This is a genomic window from Vibrio tetraodonis (genome assembly GCF_003350295.1).
Classification (GTDB): Bacteria; Pseudomonadota; Gammaproteobacteria; order Enterobacterales; family Vibrionaceae; genus Vibrio; species Vibrio tetraodonis.
Genome location: NZ_QLYY01000015.1, coordinates 34,272 through 52,668, shown reverse-complemented (window position 1 = coordinate 52,668; position 18,397 = coordinate 34,272). Strand labels below are relative to the sequence as shown.

At 43.5% G+C, this 18,397-nt stretch carries 11 protein-coding genes; 1 reads left to right on the top strand and 10 read right to left on the bottom strand.

Annotated features, from left to right (window positions below; translation table 11 throughout):
• Window positions 1-6: 6 nt before the first annotated feature.
• From hisS to mltA, 7 genes are all read right to left on the bottom strand, one after another.
• Window positions 7-1,275: a histidine--tRNA ligase gene (gene hisS, locus DPF90_RS11470; protein ID WP_114786483.1), complete on the bottom strand. Its 1,269-nt coding sequence runs from the start codon at window positions 1,273-1,275 to the stop codon at window positions 7-9.
• Between the two features lie 30 nt (window positions 1,276-1,305).
• Window positions 1,306-2,424 (bottom strand): flavodoxin-dependent (E)-4-hydroxy-3-methylbut-2-enyl-diphosphate synthase, encoded by a 1,119-nt coding sequence (ispG, locus tag DPF90_RS11465; RefSeq protein WP_114786482.1) that lies wholly within the window; start codon window positions 2,422-2,424, stop codon window positions 1,306-1,308.
• A gap of 8 nt (window positions 2,425-2,432) precedes the next feature.
• The gene (rodZ, locus tag DPF90_RS11460; RefSeq protein ID WP_114786481.1) at window positions 2,433-3,497 is read right to left on the bottom strand and encodes a cytoskeleton protein RodZ; all 1,065 of its coding nucleotides are present in this window, start codon (window positions 3,495-3,497) and stop codon (window positions 2,433-2,435) included.
• 321 nt (window positions 3,498-3,818) lie between these two features.
• Window positions 3,819-4,943 carry a dual-specificity RNA methyltransferase RlmN gene (gene rlmN, locus DPF90_RS11455; RefSeq protein ID WP_114786480.1) on the bottom strand — a complete coding sequence of 375 codons (1,125 nt, stop codon included), beginning with the start codon at window positions 4,941-4,943 and terminating at the stop codon, window positions 3,819-3,821.
• 131 nt (window positions 4,944-5,074) lie between these two features.
• Complete coding sequence (csdE, locus tag DPF90_RS11450) at window positions 5,075-5,509, bottom strand: cysteine desulfurase sulfur acceptor subunit CsdE (RefSeq protein ID WP_114786479.1); 435 nt, start codon at window positions 5,507-5,509, stop codon at window positions 5,075-5,077.
• Window positions 5,510-5,530: 21 nt separating this feature from the next.
• A complete protein-coding gene (gene tcdA / locus DPF90_RS11445) occupies window positions 5,531-6,340 on the bottom strand; it encodes a tRNA cyclic N6-threonylcarbamoyladenosine(37) synthase TcdA (RefSeq protein WP_114786478.1) in 810 nt (269 codons plus the stop codon).
• 84 nt (window positions 6,341-6,424) lie between these two features.
• A complete protein-coding gene (mltA, locus tag DPF90_RS11440) occupies window positions 6,425-7,528 on the bottom strand; it encodes a murein transglycosylase A (protein WP_114786477.1) in 1,104 nt (367 codons plus the stop codon).
• A gap of 212 nt (window positions 7,529-7,740) precedes the next feature.
• On the opposite strand from mltA, the gene argA reads away from it, so the two are divergent.
• Complete coding sequence (argA, locus tag DPF90_RS11435) at window positions 7,741-9,066, top strand: amino-acid N-acetyltransferase (protein WP_114786476.1); 1,326 nt, start codon at window positions 7,741-7,743, stop codon at window positions 9,064-9,066.
• A 34-nt stretch (window positions 9,067-9,100) separates the two neighbouring features.
• Here argA and recD read toward each other — a convergent pair whose 3' ends face one another.
• The 3 genes from recD to recC all read right to left on the bottom strand — a co-directional run bounded on the left by recD (window position 9,101) and on the right by recC (window position 18,355).
• Window positions 9,101-11,194, bottom strand: coding sequence for an exodeoxyribonuclease V subunit alpha (recD, locus tag DPF90_RS11430; protein ID WP_114786475.1), 2,094 nt, complete (start codon window positions 11,192-11,194; stop codon window positions 9,101-9,103).
• 10 nt (window positions 11,195-11,204) lie between these two features.
• Complete coding sequence (gene recB / locus DPF90_RS11425) at window positions 11,205-14,786, bottom strand: exodeoxyribonuclease V subunit beta (protein ID WP_162814026.1); 3,582 nt, start codon at window positions 14,784-14,786, stop codon at window positions 11,205-11,207.
• Window positions 14,787-14,899: 113 nt separating this feature from the next.
• Window positions 14,900-18,355 (bottom strand): exodeoxyribonuclease V subunit gamma, encoded by a 3,456-nt coding sequence (gene recC, locus DPF90_RS11420; RefSeq protein WP_114786473.1) that lies wholly within the window; start codon window positions 18,353-18,355, stop codon window positions 14,900-14,902.
• Window positions 18,356-18,397 lie beyond the last annotated feature (42 nt).

Here is an 18,397-nt window from a genome sequence, read left to right as displayed (position 1 = left end):
TTGTATTTAAATTAGCTCTGCCAATTTAGCAGCGACATCACTTTGCTTGCATGTCTCTTGAGTGCCGCCAAGTAAATCTTTGAGAACGACTGTGTCTTCTGCTACCTCATTCTCACCCAGAACTAAAGCAACCACAGCACCGACTTTATCAGCCCGTTTAAACTGCTTCTTAAAATTACCGCCGCCAAAATGGGTCATCACTCGAAGACCATCAATACGTTCGCGAAGATCTTCAGCAAGCTTCAAACCAGCTATCATGGTTCCTTCACCCGCAGTGACCATATAGACATCGACAGCACGACGTACATCCGTAAGCTCAAGTGTCTCTAGCATTAGAACCAATCGCTCTAACCCCATAGCAAAACCAACGGCTGGAGTCGACTTACCGCCTAACTGCTCAACAAGGCCATCATAACGGCCACCGGCACATACTGTTCCTTGAGCACCCAGATTCTCGGTTACCCATTCAAATACGGTACGGTTGTAATAATCCAGTCCACGAACCAAACGTTCATTGACTCTGTATTCGATGCCTGCTGCGTCAAGAAGTTCACACACACCTAAAAAGTGTTGTTTGGATTCATCACTTAGATAGTCAGACAGTCTTGGAGCATCCGCCAACATCGCTTGTACTGCCGAGTTCTTACTATCCAGCACTCGAAGTGGGTTAGTATGCATGCGGCGCTTACAATCGTCATCTAAAACATCGATGTTTTGCTCCAAAAACGCGACCAAAGCCGTACGGTAATTTGCGCGATCTTCTAATGAGCCAATTGAGTTAAGTTCTAAACGTACATGCTTATCAATACCTAACTCTCGCCATAAGCGGGCAGTCATCATAATGAGTTCAGCATCGACATCAGGGCCGTCTAAGCCAAAAATTTCCACACCACACTGGTGAAACTGACGATAGCGCCCTTTCTGCGGTCTCTCATGGCGGAACATTGGCCCCATATACCAAAGGCGCTGTTCTGAGCGGTCAATCAAACTATTTTCAATACAAGCTCTCACACAACCCGCAGTCCCTTCTGGACGAAGAGTCAGGCTGTCACCATTGCGGTCATCAAAGGTATACATTTCTTTTTCAACTACATCGGTCACTTCACCGATTGCTCTACTAAAGAGATGCGTCATCTCAACAATTGGCATACGTATTTCAGTACACCCGTAAGAGCTAACGACTTTCTTGACTGCGTTTTCTAATTTTTGCCACAACGCAGACTGGGTCGGAAGGCAGTCATTCATGCCTCGAATTGCTTGGATTTTTTTTACCACAATATTTACCGTAATTTAGGTGATCTGAGATTAATCTTTGACTTTCACATCAATGCGATTTTGTGTATCCATAACAGAAGCTTTTGCACGAATTTTTGCTTCCAATTGATTAACTAAATCATCGTTATCAAAGCGCTCTTTTTGACGTTTACCGTCTTCGTAAAAGGCACTCTTTTTGTTACTGCCAGCAAGGCCGAGATGGGAAACTTCTGCTTCACCTGGTCCGTTAACCACGCACCCAATAATGGAGACATCCATAGGGGTAATTATGTCCTCAAGTCGCTCTTCTAATGCATTCACCGTGTTAATAACATCGAACTCCTGACGAGAACAACTTGGGCAAGCGATAAAGTTAATACCTCTGGAGCGAATTCGCAGCGATTTAAGTATATCGAATCCAACTTTGATCTCTTCAACAGGATCAGCTGCAAGAGAAATACGTAACGTATCGCCGATGCCTTCAGCCAACAACATCCCTAGTCCAACAGAAGATTTTACTGCTCCCGCTCTAGCACCACCCGCTTCTGTAATCCCTAGATGAAGCGGCTGATCGATTTTTTTCGCTAACAAGCGATATGAATCGACTGCAAGAAAAACATCCGATGCCTTCACACTGACTTTAAATTGGTCAAAGTTAAGACGATCTAAAATATCCACATGACGCATGGCTGACTCCACCAATGCTTCTGGCGTTGGTTCTCCATATTTCATTTGGATATCTTTTTCTAACGAGCCGCCATTGACACCAATTCGAATCGGAATATTTTTATCACGTGCACAGTCTACAACAGCTCTGATGCGGTCTTCCTTACCAATATTACCCGGGTTAATGCGTAAACAATCCACACCATATTCTGCAACTTGCAAGGCAATGCGGTAATCAAAGTGAATATCGGCGACTAATGGAACAGATACTTGCTGCTTTATTTGTTTAAATGCTTCCGCCGCTTCCATGGTAGGAACCGAAACGCGTACAATATCTGCACCCACATTTTCTAAAGATTTAATTTGGGCAACAGTCGCTTCAACATCTGTTGTTCTTGTGTTTGTCATCGACTGCACAGCGATTGGAGCGCCATCACCGATGGGTACATCGCCCACATAAACACGGGTGGACGGGCGACGTTTGATAGGAGATTGGTATTGCATAGTTACTTCTAGGGTAAGGTGAACCTTGCTACTTTACCAGAAGTATACCCAGAGAGGTCAATAGGTTCACTTGATAAAGTTATTGATACATTTTCCGGCGCTCCCAAAATGACTTTATAAGGAGGATTGCCGCTGAGCTGGATACCTTGGCCTGCTTTTTTAATACCAGTTGCCAGCGTCTTGCCAGTTGAGTCTTTGACTTGAATCCAGCAGTCATCACTAAAAGACATTTCCAGTAAGTTAGCGACTATGTCAGCTGCTGCTTGCTCAGGCTGGGGCTGCTTTTCTTGTTCCTTCGAGGAAGTTTTTGCCGTTTCCAAGGTATTAGTTTCAGGTTTAGAAGATGTCTCTACTGGTGTGTTAGAAACGACTGGCTCAACTGGTGTGTTAGAAACGACTGGCTCAACTTTGCTTTGTTCTACAGGAGTTTGCTCCTTCGAGCTTTTGATTGCCTTGACGACTTTCTCGGGCTCCACTTGCGAGGCAACTTGAGTGGTCACCTCTTCTAAGGGCTGCTCGACAAGCTTTGACTCTTGCGGTTGAATTTCACTTGAAGGTTGTGATTCAACCACAGTAAAGTCCAACTCATTTTTTTCCGCCAGCTCTTTCTCTATTTTTTGTTCTTGTTCAGTAGTCGAGGTCAACTCAACTGCCGTATTTTCTTGATTTTGCCACCACCAGACACAGGAAATACCAACAATAATTGCAGAAATACCCCATGTCAGTATCATTATTCGATTATCGTGCTTCTCTTGACTAGTTTTTTGAGAAAAACTTTGCATTTCATGCTCTTGATGTTGGGCTTCTCCATTATCATCAAGAGCACATAATACAACAGATTCTTCTATGCCAACGACACGCGCATAAGAACGTAAATACCCGCGAGTAAAGGTCGCAACCTGCTCACTTTCAAACTGATTCGATTCAATATTTTCAATAATTGAACGTCGAAGACGTAATCGACTGGCAACCTGTTCCAAGGTTAAACCAAGTTCTTCCCGTTTTTGCTTTAAAATGGTACCCGCTTCAAGCTTTGTCTCTTCTTCCATTTGGGGTGTATGTTCAGCACTCATTGTATAAACGTCTCTTTTTGCAGGATTCCACGCCAAACGCACATTTATTATTTTTCGTTAGTTGCACAGTCTTTAATGAAAATCTTATATTCAGAGGAAAATCCCTCACCAAAATGTGTAAAGCACTTCACCTAGCTCTTAGAAATATTATCTCTAAAGCACTAAAGTTTAATTCTAATAGATATCAGAGATGAAACAACATCGAAAACACGTATAATTCACAACCAGCTCAAGGTTTTTCCATATTTTGACATTATTTAGCTCAATCAGTTTAAAAAAAACCAGAGCTGAGCTCTGGTTTACCATCGACAAAAATCGCATTTAAACCGCTTTAATCGCTATTGTATCACCTTTTGCAGCGCGAATAGCCGCAGTACGCTTAGTTCGGTCAATCACATCTCCAACTAACTGACCACATGCCGCGTCAATATCATCGCCACGTGTTTTGCGCACGGTTACCGTATGTTCATACTGCATTAACGTCTTTTGAAAACGGTCAATGCGCGAATTGCTTGGCTTTTTGTACGGAGAACCAGGATAAGGGTTAAATGGAATCAGGTTAATTTTACATGGTGTATCTTTAAGTAACTCAGCAAGCTCGCGAGCATGATCCATGTCATCATTAACATGATCCAGCAATACATACTCAACTGTGACTTTGCCTCTATTGGCATTAGAAGAAGCAATATAACAGCGCACTGAAGCAAGAAAATCTTCAATATCCCAACGGTCGTTGATCGGCATAATTTCACTGCGCAACTTATCATTCGGTGCATGCAGTGAGATAGCAAGCGCAACATCTATCTGGCCAGTCATTTGATCCAAGCCGGAAACAACACCAGAAGTTGAGACAGTAACTCGACGTTTTGACAAGCCAAAACCAAGATCATCCAACATAAGTTCAAGAGCAGGGATCAGGTTTTTCATGTTGAGTAAAGGCTCGCCCATACCCATCATGACGACGTTTGTAATTGGACGACGACCCGTTTCTTTTTCTAATCCGACTTCCCGTGCAGCGCGCCAAACCTGGCCAATAATTTCAGACACTTTGAGGTTACGATTGAAACCTTGCTGCGCAGTTGAGCAAAATTTACATTCAAGAGCACAGCCCACTTGGGAAGAGACACACAATGTTGCCCTATCATCTTCAGGAATATAAACCGTCTCAACATCCTGATCGCCTACCTTCATTGCCCATTTGATTGTGCCATCAGAAGAGTGCTGAGCTTCAGCCACAACAGGGGCTTTAATTTCGCAACGCTGCATGAGCTTTTCACGCAACTTTTTATTAATGTTGCTCATGTTTTCGAAGTTATCGACACCAAAATGGTAGATCCACTTCATCACTTGATCGGCACGAAATGCTTTTTCACCAAGTTCTTCAGCAAAAAATTTACGCATTCCTTTACGATCAAAATCGAGTAGATTAATTTTTTCAGTGCTCATGGTGCCTCACGAAACGACGTAACATTATTTAAGGGCGCGAATTGTACAGCCTTTACTCAGCAACAACAAGGGCTCTAAGACCCTGTATTTTATAAGGCATTAATATCATTATGATTAAAAATTAACCAAAATTAATTTTCTCGAGTGATCTGCTTAATTTGCTCTACGATAGCTTTTAGACCATTACCGCGAGAAGGACTAAGGTGAGAAATGAGGCCCAAACTGTCAAAGTAATCCTCAAGATCAAAATTTTGGATCTGCTGCGAAGTTTTGCCATCAAAAGGAGTTAAAACAAGCGCAATAAGCCCTCTGACAATACGAGCATCAGAATCAGCACTGAAATGCCAAACATCATCAACCTTTTCGCTCACTAACCATACTTGGCTTTCACAACCCGAGACTTTTACTTGTTCGGACTTAAGATATTCAGGCATGACAGGAAGCTGTTTTCCCCACAGAATCACTTGACGATAACGCTCTTCCCAGCCTTTTAAATTCTGCATTATCGCAACTATGTCCGCGACCGTTATTTCGCTACCGAATGGTGATTTGGGGAAAGAAGACATAACAGGCTCCAAAATTAACACTTACTGGCTGTATTTTTGTATCAGCTTTTCAACAATACGTGAAACGGCAACAAAACCAAATGTCGCAGTAACAACTGTCGCCGCCCCAAAGCCTGTTGCACAATCCATACGTTTGGGTCCCTCAGCAGTCGCTTTCACGCTACACACTGAGCCATCTGGCTGTGGATACTTCAACTGCTCTGTGGAAAAAACACATTCTATACCAAACTTTCGTTGAGGATTTTTAGGAAAGTTATGATGACGTCTCAGCGTATCTTTGATTTTCTTTGCCAAAGGGTCCTGAATCGTTTTGGTTAAATCGGCAACTTGTATTTGGGTCGGGTCAACTTGCCCACCAGCACCACCTGTAGTAATGACTTTAATCTTGTTGCTGCGGCAATAAGCCAGAAGTGACGCTTTTGCTTTCACACTATCGATGGCATCAAGCACATAATCAAAGTCTTTAGTCAAATACTCATGCTGGTTATCAGGCGTAATAAAGTCATCAATTACATTAACCTGACAATCAGGGTTGATGAGTTTGACTCTCTCGGCCATCACATCGACTTTGCTTTGACCAATATTTCCGCTCAAAGCATGAATTTGACGATTAACGTTGGTCACACATATGTCATCCATATCAATCAATGTTAATTGACCAATACCTGTTCGAGCCAAAGCTTCAACCGCCCATGAACCCACCCCACCAATACCGATCACACACACATGTGCCGCGCGGAGAACTTCAACTTGTGAATGGCCATAAAGGCGCCGAGTTCCACCAAAACGTTGGTCGTAGCTGTCTGAAGCTGGTGCATCAAGTTCACGCATGATGTTTTGTTCCGCTAAATGAGGGTTAAACGCAAAGAGTGCGTTTTATACGCACTCTTTGTTAAAAAGTCTAGCCAACAATGACTATTCTAATTTTTCTGGCGGCAGTGCCCACGGAGCCTGAGTTGCCGAGTTCTCGAGTCCTAACTTCCATACACGGCCGAAATGCTTGTAATGGCCTGCTTCGGTTCCTGCTCTAGGGCCCATTCCATGATACAAATCTAAATGGTTCTGCTTAACCGCGCCCCCGGTATCAAGGACTATCAATAGACGCAGTTGATGCGCACCACTCCAGCTACCATCTGCATTGAGTAATGGCACCTCAGCAAGGATTGGTGTTCCCATTGGAAAGAGTGCAGGATCGCCAGCTACCGAAGCCATTGGCAACAATGGGATACCTGCGGTGCCTGTAACAGGAGCATCAGCTCTTGGCTCAAAAAAAACATAAGATGGATTTTGCTCTAATAGCTCACGCACAGTTTCGTCATCATTGGCCATAACCCAATCTTTAATCGCTTTCAGTGACATTTTCTTCCGAGCGACAAGACCTCTTTCAATCAGTACCTTACCTATGCTGACGTAAGCTTTGTTATTTTTACCCCCATAAGCAAAGTATTCCAGCGTATCGTCATCCTCAAAATGAACAAAGCCACTGCCTTGCACTTCCATCATAAATGGATCGATCATATTGGCTGAATAACCAAGTTCCAGCCCTAAGCCATTTAATGCTCCATCATAAATTTGCGCGCGAGTTGGACATTCTGCTTCACAATCAGGTTTGGCATACACTGGGTAGCGATACTTATCATCGGGCTCATGGCGCAGTTCCATCACAGGAGAAAAGTACCCGGTAAATAAGACATTGCCCTTTTTATCCCCTCCACCCAATTGAGCAGCTTGAATACCAAAATTCGCCAGTTGAGCAGGATCTCCACTTTGTAACGCCCATTCATTTAATTGATCGTATAGTGGCTGATACAAACCTGCCATTGAAGGCGAGTTTTCAATAACTTGCTGCGATTGCTTAGCAAACTCTGTGAAGTCCTTAGGTTTATTGGAGGCAATCGTCGTACTTTTATTAAGAGTTGCTGCAAATTCACCATCAAGGTATTGCTGGGCACGATCGGTAGGCTGTGCGCAACCAAACAAAACACTGGCGGCAACAAGAGGAAGATATTTTTTAAACACGAGAAGAATTCCTTATTGAACTGTGACTAAGGATGACAAACTCCAACGACAAGCGCAATCAAGTATGTGTGTAGAAAACGTGATTTTTAATCGCTTCTGACAACTGGACCTGTGTGCTTGAAAAATCAGTAAGGATTCAAGCAATAAAAACCTTGAACAAAAAAGAATATAAATGCAATATTAAAACATATAAATTCACCGCTATATAAGATATGAAAATACGCAACACAGATTTGGTCAAAGGCTTTCGGCAATCTGCTACATATGTAAACGCCCATAGGGGTAAAACTATGGTCATTATGCTTGGTGGTGAAGTCGGTGCAGATGAGAACTTTTCAAACATTATCAATGATATTGCTCTACTTCATAGCTTAGGGGTCAATATTGTTGTGGTCCATGGAGCCAGACCGCAGATAAATCACATGCTGGATCAAGTAAGGCATATCAGCCCATACCACAAAGGCATTCGAATAACTGATCAACAAAGTCTGAATATTGTTATGCAGGCATCAGGTCAACTTCAACTGACTATTACCGCTCAATTGTCGATGAGTCTTGCCAATACGCCGATGGCAGGCACTCAACTCAATGTAGTGAGTGGTAATTTTGTCACTGCGCAACCATTAGGTATCGACGAAGGGGTTGATTACTGTCACAGCGGCCGCATTCGGCGCATAGATACACAGGGAATCAACCGAGCCCTAGAACAAGGTTCCATTGTTCTACTTGGCCCAATTGCTAGCTCAGTGACAGGGGAATCGTTCAATTTGCTCTCTGAAGAAGTGGCAACTCAGGTTGCGATAAAACTCGGTGCAGATAAGCTGATTTGTTTTTGCTCTGAACAAGGAGTAATCGACGCCAATGGACGTGCTGTTGCTGAATTGTTTCCGCGTGATGCAGAGCAGATCCTCGAGCAATTAGAACAAGCAGGCGAAGATAGCTCAGGGACACAACGTTTTTTAAGAGCAGCAACAACCGCATGCCGTGCTGGAGTACCTCGTAGCCACTTAATCAGTTATAAGCTTGATGGCGCATTAATTCAGGAACTCTTTTCTATCGATGGGATTGGTACCCAGATATCGAAAGCAAGCACAGAACAAGTTCGTCAGGCTCAAATCGACGATATTGGTGGTATTTTGGATTTAATTCGCCCTCTTGAACAACAAGGTGTGCTTGTCAGGCGATCGCGAGAACAACTGGAGCAAGAAATCCACCAATTCACCATTATTGAAAAAGACGGTTTAATTATCGGCTGTGCTGCTCTCTATCCTTATACCAATGAGAAAATGGCTGAAATGGCTTGTGTCGCCATTCACCCAGAGTACAGAGATGGCAATCGAGGCATTTTATTGCTTAAACACATTAAGCTGCAATCTAAAACGCGAGGAATAAAACATATTTTTGTCCTTACCACGCGCAGTATTCACTGGTTTCGTGAACAGGGCTTTGAGGAAATGCCCGTTGAATGTTTACCTTCACAAAAGCAAAACCTATATAATTTCCAACGTAAATCGAAGATTTTATCTATCGAGATATAAGCCTGATTTTTGATAATGCCCAGTAAAATGGGCATTATTCGGTAAGCCTATCAACTAAACCACTGGCTCTTTGAGTGCGAACTTTTATACCCCGAGCTATCACTCTATCATCAACAAATAAACTCAATTTCTTCTTAGCTCGAGTTACACCAGTGTAGATTAGCTCACGAGTCAAAATAGGGCTGGGATCTGGCGGTAACACCATCAAGGTATGTTCAAACTCGCTGCCTTGGGATTTGTGAATCGTCATCGCATAAGCAGTTTCATGCTCAGGTACTCGGCTTGGCAACACTGCTTTGATTGAACCATCTGCAAGCTCAAAAAATACTTTCAGTCTCGCCTCACCTTCAGAGCTATCAAGCAAGCACAAACCAATATCACCATTGTAGAGGCCTAGTGCATAATCATTACGCACTATCATCACAGGTCGGCCATGGTACCAAAGCTCATCTTGTACCTTGATGAGTTTACGCGCCTTAAGAGCTCGTTCCACACTATGATTGAGTCCAGTAATACCAAAGTCGCCTTCTCTAACGGCACAAAGCAAGCGACAGTGAGAGAAAAGCTGTAAAGCTTCTCTTGCAACAGCATAAATTGGCTCGTCATCAATCTCCTGCATGGCTGGCTTAATACGATTTAAGTAGTGGCTATATTCTGCCACTAAGGTGTGTATCATCTGCCGATAGTGAAGGGCATCAACGGGAAAGTGAGCGATATCATCGAAGTCTTTTTGCCAAACAAGGTCAACCTTGGTCTTAGAGCCAGAGTTGATTGCCTTAGCTAATTGACCTATTCCTGAACGGGCGTCAAAACGATAGCTTTTTTGTAACATACATAAACTGTCAGCAATACTAGCAGACTGACTATTATGGTTGTTCATGGATGCAAAACCCGTTAACTGACTTATGAGCTTGGCTTGCTCAAAGCTATAGCCATGTTGATTAAAAGAGCAAATATCACCAAGCACAGCGCCCGCCTCAACAGAAGCAAGTTGGTCCTTATCACCTAGTAATATTAATCTTGCATGTCTGGGGAGAGCATCCACCAGTTTATACATCATAGGCAGATCAACCATAGAGGCTTCATCAACTACAAGTATGTCCAGATGAAGAGGGTTTTGTTGGTTATGACGAAACTCCGCACTGTTTGGTATTGCGCCAAGCAAGCGATGTAGCGTACTCGCGCTGCTTGGTATTAAAGCTTTGATACTCGGTTCAACAGGAAGCTTAGCAACCGCTTTTCCTATAGACTCAGTTAAGCGTGCAGCAGCTTTTCCCGTTGGTGCCACCAATTTAATCACTGGTGATTGACCAGCTTGTTGAGCCTGCACATTTAACGCTGCAAGCAACTTAGTTACCGTGGTTGTTTTTCCGGTTCCTGGCCCACCGGAAATCACGGCAAAGCGTCTTGTTAAAGCCACTGCCGCTGCCACCTTTTGCCAATTCACACATACAGATAAAGGTACTAGTTCATCTAACCCATCAAGGTGCGAAACTTTTGTAGCACTCACGAGCTTTTGGTCTATGGTATCCCAATCAAGCCCTTCGCTATTAACCACATCAAGATGGTCGCAGACAAGTTGTTGCCGAGCAACCTGTGGTGACGAGTCAGATTGCGATGAGGCTAAAGCGCTGAAAAGGTAACAGTAGTCTCTAGCAAACAGATGATTTAACCATTGAGCAAGCTTTTGACCATCAGCAAGCTTTATGACCATTGGTGCCCCTAAGCTCTTCAATCGCTTCGCCAACACTGATTCATAATGCCAATAGCGATGAAGATAGAGCCTTTCGCCATCGAAAGTCATAGGTAGATTCTGGTCAGTCGCTCCAACAAAAGAAGAATTCCGTAACTCGCATGACCAATCAATTTTGCGCAAAACATGATGAAGCTGGTCAGCGAAATCACCAAATACACCCAGTTTGACTACCAAATCAGATGGCTGACCAAATTTGTCGATTAAAGGCAGGCAAATATGACCATGTCCTAACTCACAGCTAACAATTGCAGCAATAAAGGCAATATTATCATTGCTACTTTGTTCACGAGCAAATCGAGCAAATTGGTAGTCGATCTGCCTTATTACGCCTTTATCTACCAGTGGTTTTAGGTATGAAAACAGACTTTGCATAACTAGGGTCCTATATTAACTCCATCTGTCCTGAGTCGGTTTGTTTTGGCTCTATCGAATGCCCATCAATTAAACTGTCTAGATCATTCAAAAGAGCCAACGAAGGGCGAGCATAAAAAACCCCATGTTCGCTTTGACCATCCATACCACGTAAAAACAAGTAATAAACACCGCCAAAATGAGCATGATAATCATAATCGGGCAAACGAGAGCACAAGAATCGATGCAATGCCAAAGCATAAATTTGGTATTGTAAATCATATCTATGCTCAGCCATCGCGTTGTTTAACGCATCCCCATGATAGTCACTGACGCTGTCACCAAGATAATTTGATTTCCAATCGAGAATAAAATATTGGCCTTGGTGCTCGAACACTAAATCGATGAAACCTTTAAGCATGCCTTGTACTGAGTGAAAGCCCAGATCGCCCGCTTTGGCTGATAAAGGATCATACCGCTGAATAACACGGTTTAAAGCTGGCGCGGTAAGCACCTCAATTGGTAGTAAAAACTCCATTTCAACAAGGCGCGAAGATGCGCTTTTTTGATTGAGTTTCAGCTTTTTACCATCGAGAGGGGTGGTTAATACTGTGTCCACTAAGCACTGCAATACGGGGAGCCATCCAGAGTCTAATTGCTCACCTTCCATTAAATCAATAATGACTTTAGTGTTTGTAGCACTTGTCGCTAGCTCGGTAAACTCGATATCTTCAAATACAGTATGTAAAAAAGTACCGGCTCTCGCTCCTTTAGGAAAGGTAAAAATATTTTTTTGAGGTTCGAGTTCGCTCTCAACCTCTTTGTCATCAAAAGAGTCCAGATCCAAGGTCAATATGTCTGTTGCAGCCTCATTAAATGCGTGACTAGCCCCTTGTTTAACCAGCCCAGAATAACTGGTAATTCGCCAGTTTCGGTCAATGCTTGCTTGTAATTCTTTGGCTGTTAATTTTACTTGCTCAGCTTGCTCAGGGGTTAACTTTTCGCTATTAAATTCAGGTAAAGAGACAAGCTTGATACAAGGCTGTGTATTGGCTTGTTGATCCAATGCTGCCGTCAACTCAGCCACACCTGCTTGCTGACCATTTTGCAATAGATGACCTATGGCGCTGTGATGAACGCCTGTAGGCTCTTTACTGGAACGACCATCTCGAATTGGTGCCGCGCCAACAAAACAGCCAAAGACAGCTCGCGTCAGCGCAACATAAAGGAGACGTAGATCTTCTGCTAACCGCTCTTTATCAGCTTGTTGAAGTGACGCCTCCTGCGCCCTGATATCGAGTATGGTTTGATCCAGTTGACTATCATAATACTTGGCTTCACTGGCTTGACGATAAGAAAACACAAATGGCAAAAAGACTAGGTCATATTCCAACCCTTTAGATTTGTGGATAGTAATGATTTGTACCAAGTTACGCTCAGATTCCAAACGCTGAATCTGTTCTTCACTACCGCCAAAGCCTGCTTCGGCATCAGTGATGGATTGGGCTAACCAACGTAAGAGCGCATGGTCACTATCTAACTCAATACTCGCTTGTTGCAGTAACTCGCCAATATGCATCAAATCAGTTAGAAAACGCTCGCCACTGTCTTCCTCTAATAAACGCTCCGCAATATGCCGTTTATTGATTACACTGCGAAGCATGGGCAACACACCACGCTGCATCCATAAATGCCGATATTCTCTAAACTCATTGATGATGGTATCCCATTCAATTTCATCATTATTGAGTTTATCTAGCGATCCTGCGTCTAGTGCAAATAACTCCGAAGCAATGCTAGCTCGTAGCGCTCGTTCATTCTCCGGTGTCAGTACGGCTTGCAATAAACGTTGAATATCTTGCGCAACTGGTGAAGTAAACACATTATCACGGTTTGATAGATAGACGCTGGAAATGCCCTTGGCCGCTAATGCTTGCTTGATAAGACGTCCTTCACTACCCGTTCTTACCAATACAGCAATATCTCCAGCTTGAATACCATACTGAGATTTTCCATCATCAAATACCGCGTGTGATTGCTGAGCCAAGGCTAAAATATGATGAATTTCTTGCGCGCATGCTTGCGCCATTGCTTGTTGGTATTCGCCCTTAGTAATAGGGGTGTTTTCGGTTTCTTGTAGCCAAAAAGTCAAAGCAGGTTGCGTCTTACCATTTAACAGCCACTGGCGTTTATCTGCCTTTGGGCTAGCATCAACGGGCAAAAAAGGAATGTCATCATCGTATATAAATGGGCAATCTGGCGTATCAAATAACTGGTTCACCGCAGTGACCATATCTTTACTTGAGCGCCAGTTAGTTCCCAAAGTAAAATGAGACGACACCTGATTACGGGCCTTGATATAAGTAAAAATATCGGCCCCTCGAAAGCCATATATTGCCTGTTTAGGATCGCCAATCACAAACAAACCACATTGTGGTTCATTCAGATAAATACGACTGAAAATACTATACTGCAGCGGGTCTGTATCTTGAAACTCATCGATCATCGCAACCGGATATAATGCTCGTATCCGCGAAGCAAGCTGTTCAGTTTCGTCATCATCTATCGCGGCAGAAAGCTGAGTAAGTAGATCATCAAACGACAACCACTGTTTCTGCTGCTTGGCTTTACTCAGCATTTCGCCGCATTGGTCTATTGCATGAGCCAATATCGGCGCTTCTAAACTGATGGGGTTGGCGAGAAATTGCTCTATCGCAACAAATACGGGGTGGCAAGGCGCATCACTCGGCGTTTTTTGTTGCAAAACATTTTGAGCAAACTTTTCCAGCTTATCGGGATAATCGTAGCCAGTTGTGTCTGTAGATGCCCAAGCATCGACCGCTTCAAGCCATGCAGGCAAAGATTTTTTACTGTAGCTGCGCTTATTAATTCCTGAGTCACTAATTAGAGTGAGGTAATCGTCCTTACCCGACAACCAAAGCGCTTTAAGCTTGTTAAGCTTATTAATATTTTCAGTATGGAGTTCAGCTAAACTGCCTTGCATAACAGGGACAGAAATTCGCAGTGGAGAACCAGTCAAATATGGGCTGATTTTCCTTAATAACTCACTAGGATTGCCCCAAAGACGGCGAACCTCTCCGGCTAAATTCAGCGGTAATGGATAAAAGTTGCGTCGCCAATAATCCGCGACTACCTGAGCTTTGAGCCGGCTTTCATCGGTAATAAATTCGTTGTCAAAACGACTGCCCGATTCAAATGCATTTTGAGTGAGCATTCTCTGACAAAAACCGTGAATCGTAAAAACTGCCGCTTCATCCATTTGTCGTTCGGCTTGTAAAAGAATCTCTGATGCTTGGCGATGGTCGTCTACTTGATTCAATAAGGGTGCGATAACAGGGTCGGTGCTTTTTCCTCTCGAAAACGCGAGCCTAGCATCATGAATACGAGCTCGAATACGATCGCGCAGCTCAGCCGTTGCCGCTTCGGTAAAAGTGACCACCAATATTTGGTCCACCGTCAATGGCTGCTGATGTTTGGTCTCTGCGCTACCATGACCAAGAAGTAGCCTTAGGTATAAGCCAGCAATAGTAAAAGTTTTTCCGGTTCCTGCAGATGCCTCAATTAAGCGAGCGCCATGGAGTGGAAAAATCATGGTATTAAGCGATGTTGCTACCGGTCTAGATGTCACTATTTTCCGCCCTTAACTTGAACATAAAAGAGCCGAGCAGGCTCGTGATAATTGACATTGTTAAACACCTTCACCGGTTACTTCTCGTCATCGGCCTGTACAGCCAATCTCGGAGCTTGGATAACCAAAGCCGCTAACGTCCACACTTGACTTGCAAGCTCATCACTCCACTGGGGCCAAATCCTATTAATATAAGTATTCGCGCCTTCACCTTTGTTGAAGTAGCCATCGTTGAACACCTCAGCCATCTTCTTAAACGACTTTTCTTGGTTTTCAGACCAATTTCCTCGACTAAAGCCTGCTTCGACACAAGCTAAGGCGGTATTTGGAAAATAAGCTAAGGGCGTGGTCATTCCTTGATAATACAGTCGAATCAACTCACCAAGATGAGATTGAGCCAATGACGTGTCAGCGATTGAAGGAAAGTTTAAGTGAACAACACCCTCTTTACGATCATAACCAAGCAGATGGGTGGGCTGGTTTTGGCCCATGGCATTGATGGCTAGATGATCTATCCAAGCGGATAAGTAATCTTGAGCTCTTATGCGGCCGCTGCGAAAGCGTACCAAACCTGAACGATAGTTTTGTGTTAACCAACCACTAAGTTCAATAACTCGTCCCTCACCTAATACGTCAAACGACAATTTTACTTCAAGATCTTCTTTTTCATCACAACAAAGCCAAGCTAGCTTTTCAACTAACTCCTGCGCTTGGACCCGATTGGTTTCAAACTCAATATCTCCAAAAGCGCCCACTGGTAATTTTCCTTTAGCTCTTTGCGCTGCAATAAAATCGTCGATAATAACTTGTTGCTCAAGATCCCCTTTATGTTGCGCCTCGAGTAAAACTTCAAGCAAACTGTCTCGCATTTGATAGCTTTCTAGACCATTAAGGGCAAAAGGTTCTTCGTCTTGGGTTACAGGTAAAGGGGGTTCAAACACCACTTTTAAACGCCGGTTAAAGAAGTATTGCACCGGCAATCGCCAAAAGCGTTGTAATTCAACTAGATCCAAATCTAGCGGATAGACAGCATCAAGCAAATAATCATTTAACTGGCGATTAAACTGACCGCTACTATGGCCTTGACGATTAACAGCCGGAAGCCACTCTTTGGCATAGCTAACATTACCATTGGTAAACGCATTGACGCTAAAAGGCACCATAGGATGTAAACGCCGTATCCATGCCAGCAATTGTTGGCCAGATTGATCGGAGTCCAAGCCTTCATCTCCCGCCAAACAATAATTGTGTTGGCAATATTCCATAAGCTCGGAGACCAAAACTGAGGGAACTCGTTCAGTATTATCTTGAATTGAGCGACCAACATAACTGATGTAAAGCTTTTGTTGTGCAGACAACAAAGCCTCTAAAAAAAGATACCTATCATCATCACGGCGTGAACGGTCACCGGGTCGAGCCCTACCATTCATAAGATCAAAACCTTCTGGCGCGACGGTCCGCGGATATACGCCATCATTCATCCCTAATAGGCATACGATGTGAAACGGAATTGATCGCATTGGCATCAATGTACAAAAATTGACCTGCCCTGCAAGAAAACGCTGGCTGACTCGAGTCGTTGAAAGCTTCTTTTTGAGGTACTGTGAGACAATATTTGGCGTCAAGTCTTGCTGATAGGCAGCCTCTTTAATCTGCTCATGTAACCCAGATAAGGTATCACGAATTGACTTAAGTGCCGCTTCTCCCTCTATATCTACCGCAAAGAAATCATCCAAGGCTAAGGTCAATACTTCACGCCATTTATCAATCGGCTGATATACAGACAACTTGCTGCGATAATCACTAACAGTTTGAATAAAGTGAGCCAATTTTCCCGCAAGCTCGGCATTCATGCCTTGAACTTGATTGTAAGGGGCAAGCAAACCACTTTGAGTTTCTAGTAATCCAGCGGAGTCAGGCATTGCATACCCAAGTAACATACGCTGGATACCGAACTGCCATGTATTTTTTGCCGTTTGAGGCAAATCGAATTCTTCTCCAGTACTGAGGTCTAGCCCCCAGCGAATACCCGACTCCTCTACCCAGAGTTTAGCTTGCACAAACTCCTCAGCACTGAGGCCGAACCGAGCAAGTATGGCGGGTGTTTCCAAAAGCTCGAGTAACTCCGAGGCAAGACAACGGGTATTGGGTAAGTTCACTACTTGCATGAAAGAGTGCAAAATAGGACTTTCTTGATCTGCGGTTCTATCTGAGATCGAATAAGGAATAAATCGCTCTCCCGGCACATTACCAAATACAGCTTGAATCGCTGGACTATAGGCATTGATATCCGCCACCATAACGATAATGTCGCGTGGTTTTAAACTCGGCTGTCGATCAAACATAGACAGTAATTGATCATGCAACACCTCGACTTCTCGCATTGCACTGTGGCAAACATGTAAACTGATAGAGTCATCTTGAGGCTCAACCCTGTGCTTGTGGGCACTAGAATCAATCAATTGATCATTTTGCTGCTCTTCAAGATTGAGAATGTCCGCCTGCACATTATGTAGCAGAGAATCTCTATCGATATCCACAAAGGCTTCAATTTCATGGGAGTCGAGCTGTGATAGCAAAAACATATTGTCTCTGCCAAGTTTCCCCATAGAGGCAAGCAAGCTATTGCCAATAGCATTGGTGTGAAGCTCGTCATCTAAGTTCTGATCAATATCCCCTTTAAGCTGATGCGTTTCACCTTCAAGTTCAGAATGATCCTCTTTCCATACCAAATGTTGGCGGTGCCTAGCAGCAAGGCGAGCAAGATACTTTCGATCACGAACTTCGCCCCAGTAGTAACGACAAGGATTAGTAAACATTAAATGCACATCAATGTGCTTACCCATGGCTTTGAGCGCGTCCATATAGCGCGGTGGCAAAGACGTGATACCAAAGACAAACAAACGCTTAGGTAGCTGTTCAAAATCATGAGTACTATTTTCTAACTTAGAAATAAAATCTTGATAGAGATTCGCTCTATGATAGGGAGATTGACCTAAAGAAGTGGTGTGCTCATATAAAGCTCGCCATAAAATAGGCTGCCAATTATGCTCTCCTTGTAACTCCAGCACCTCGTGTTCCAATTCCCAACTGGCAATCCATTCAGGTCGGTAGACAAGGTAGCCATCATAAATATCTGCAATTTTCTCCGCGAGCTGATAAAGCTTGCTCTGATCGTCATCACCTTGCAGATAGTGTTTTAAGGCAGAAAACTCTGCATTATTTAGCAAACAAGGAAGCGTTTGCATTAACTTCCAAGTCATCGCCTCTTTGTTAAATGCGCTGCGCTGAGGGACATCAGTAAGAGCTTGGGTAAACATATCCCATATAAACGTTGCGGGGAGTGGAAAAGTAATATTTGCCGCAACACCAAATTCTTTAGCTAACTCTATTTTCAACCACTGGGACATACCAGGGCTCTGAACCAAAATCTGTTCTTGTTCAAAGGGATTATCTAAAGGGTTCAGACGAATCAATTCGACAAGTAAGGACTTTAAGACATCAACTTGGTTGGAATGGTAGACAGTAAACAAAGCGCACTCACACTATCATTGCCGCAATTGGCTTCAGATTAG

Bases quoted from the DNA above. Each gene is read 5' to 3' on its own strand.
- ispG (WP_114786482.1), bottom strand. From the start codon at position 2,424: ATGCAATACCAATCTCCTATCAAACGTCGCCCGTCCACCCGTGTTTAT.
- recD (WP_114786475.1), bottom strand. From the start codon at position 11,194: ATGCAAAGTCTGTTTTCATACCTAAAACCACTGGTAGATAAAGGCGTA.
- recB (WP_162814026.1), bottom strand. From the start codon at position 14,786: ATGATTTTTCCACTCCATGGCGCTCGCTTAATTGAGGCATCTGCAGGA.
- rlmN (WP_114786480.1), bottom strand. From the start codon at position 4,943: ATGAGCACTGAAAAAATTAATCTACTCGATTTTGATCGTAAAGGAATG.
- rodZ (WP_114786481.1), bottom strand. From the start codon at position 3,497: ATGAGTGCTGAACATACACCCCAAATGGAAGAAGAGACAAAGCTTGAA.
- tcdA (WP_114786478.1), bottom strand. From the start codon at position 6,340: ATGCGTGAACTTGATGCACCAGCTTCAGACAGCTACGACCAACGTTTT.
- csdE (WP_114786479.1), bottom strand. From the start codon at position 5,509: ATGTCTTCTTTCCCCAAATCACCATTCGGTAGCGAAATAACGGTCGCG.
- argA (WP_114786476.1), top strand. From the start codon at position 7,741: ATGAAAATACGCAACACAGATTTGGTCAAAGGCTTTCGGCAATCTGCT.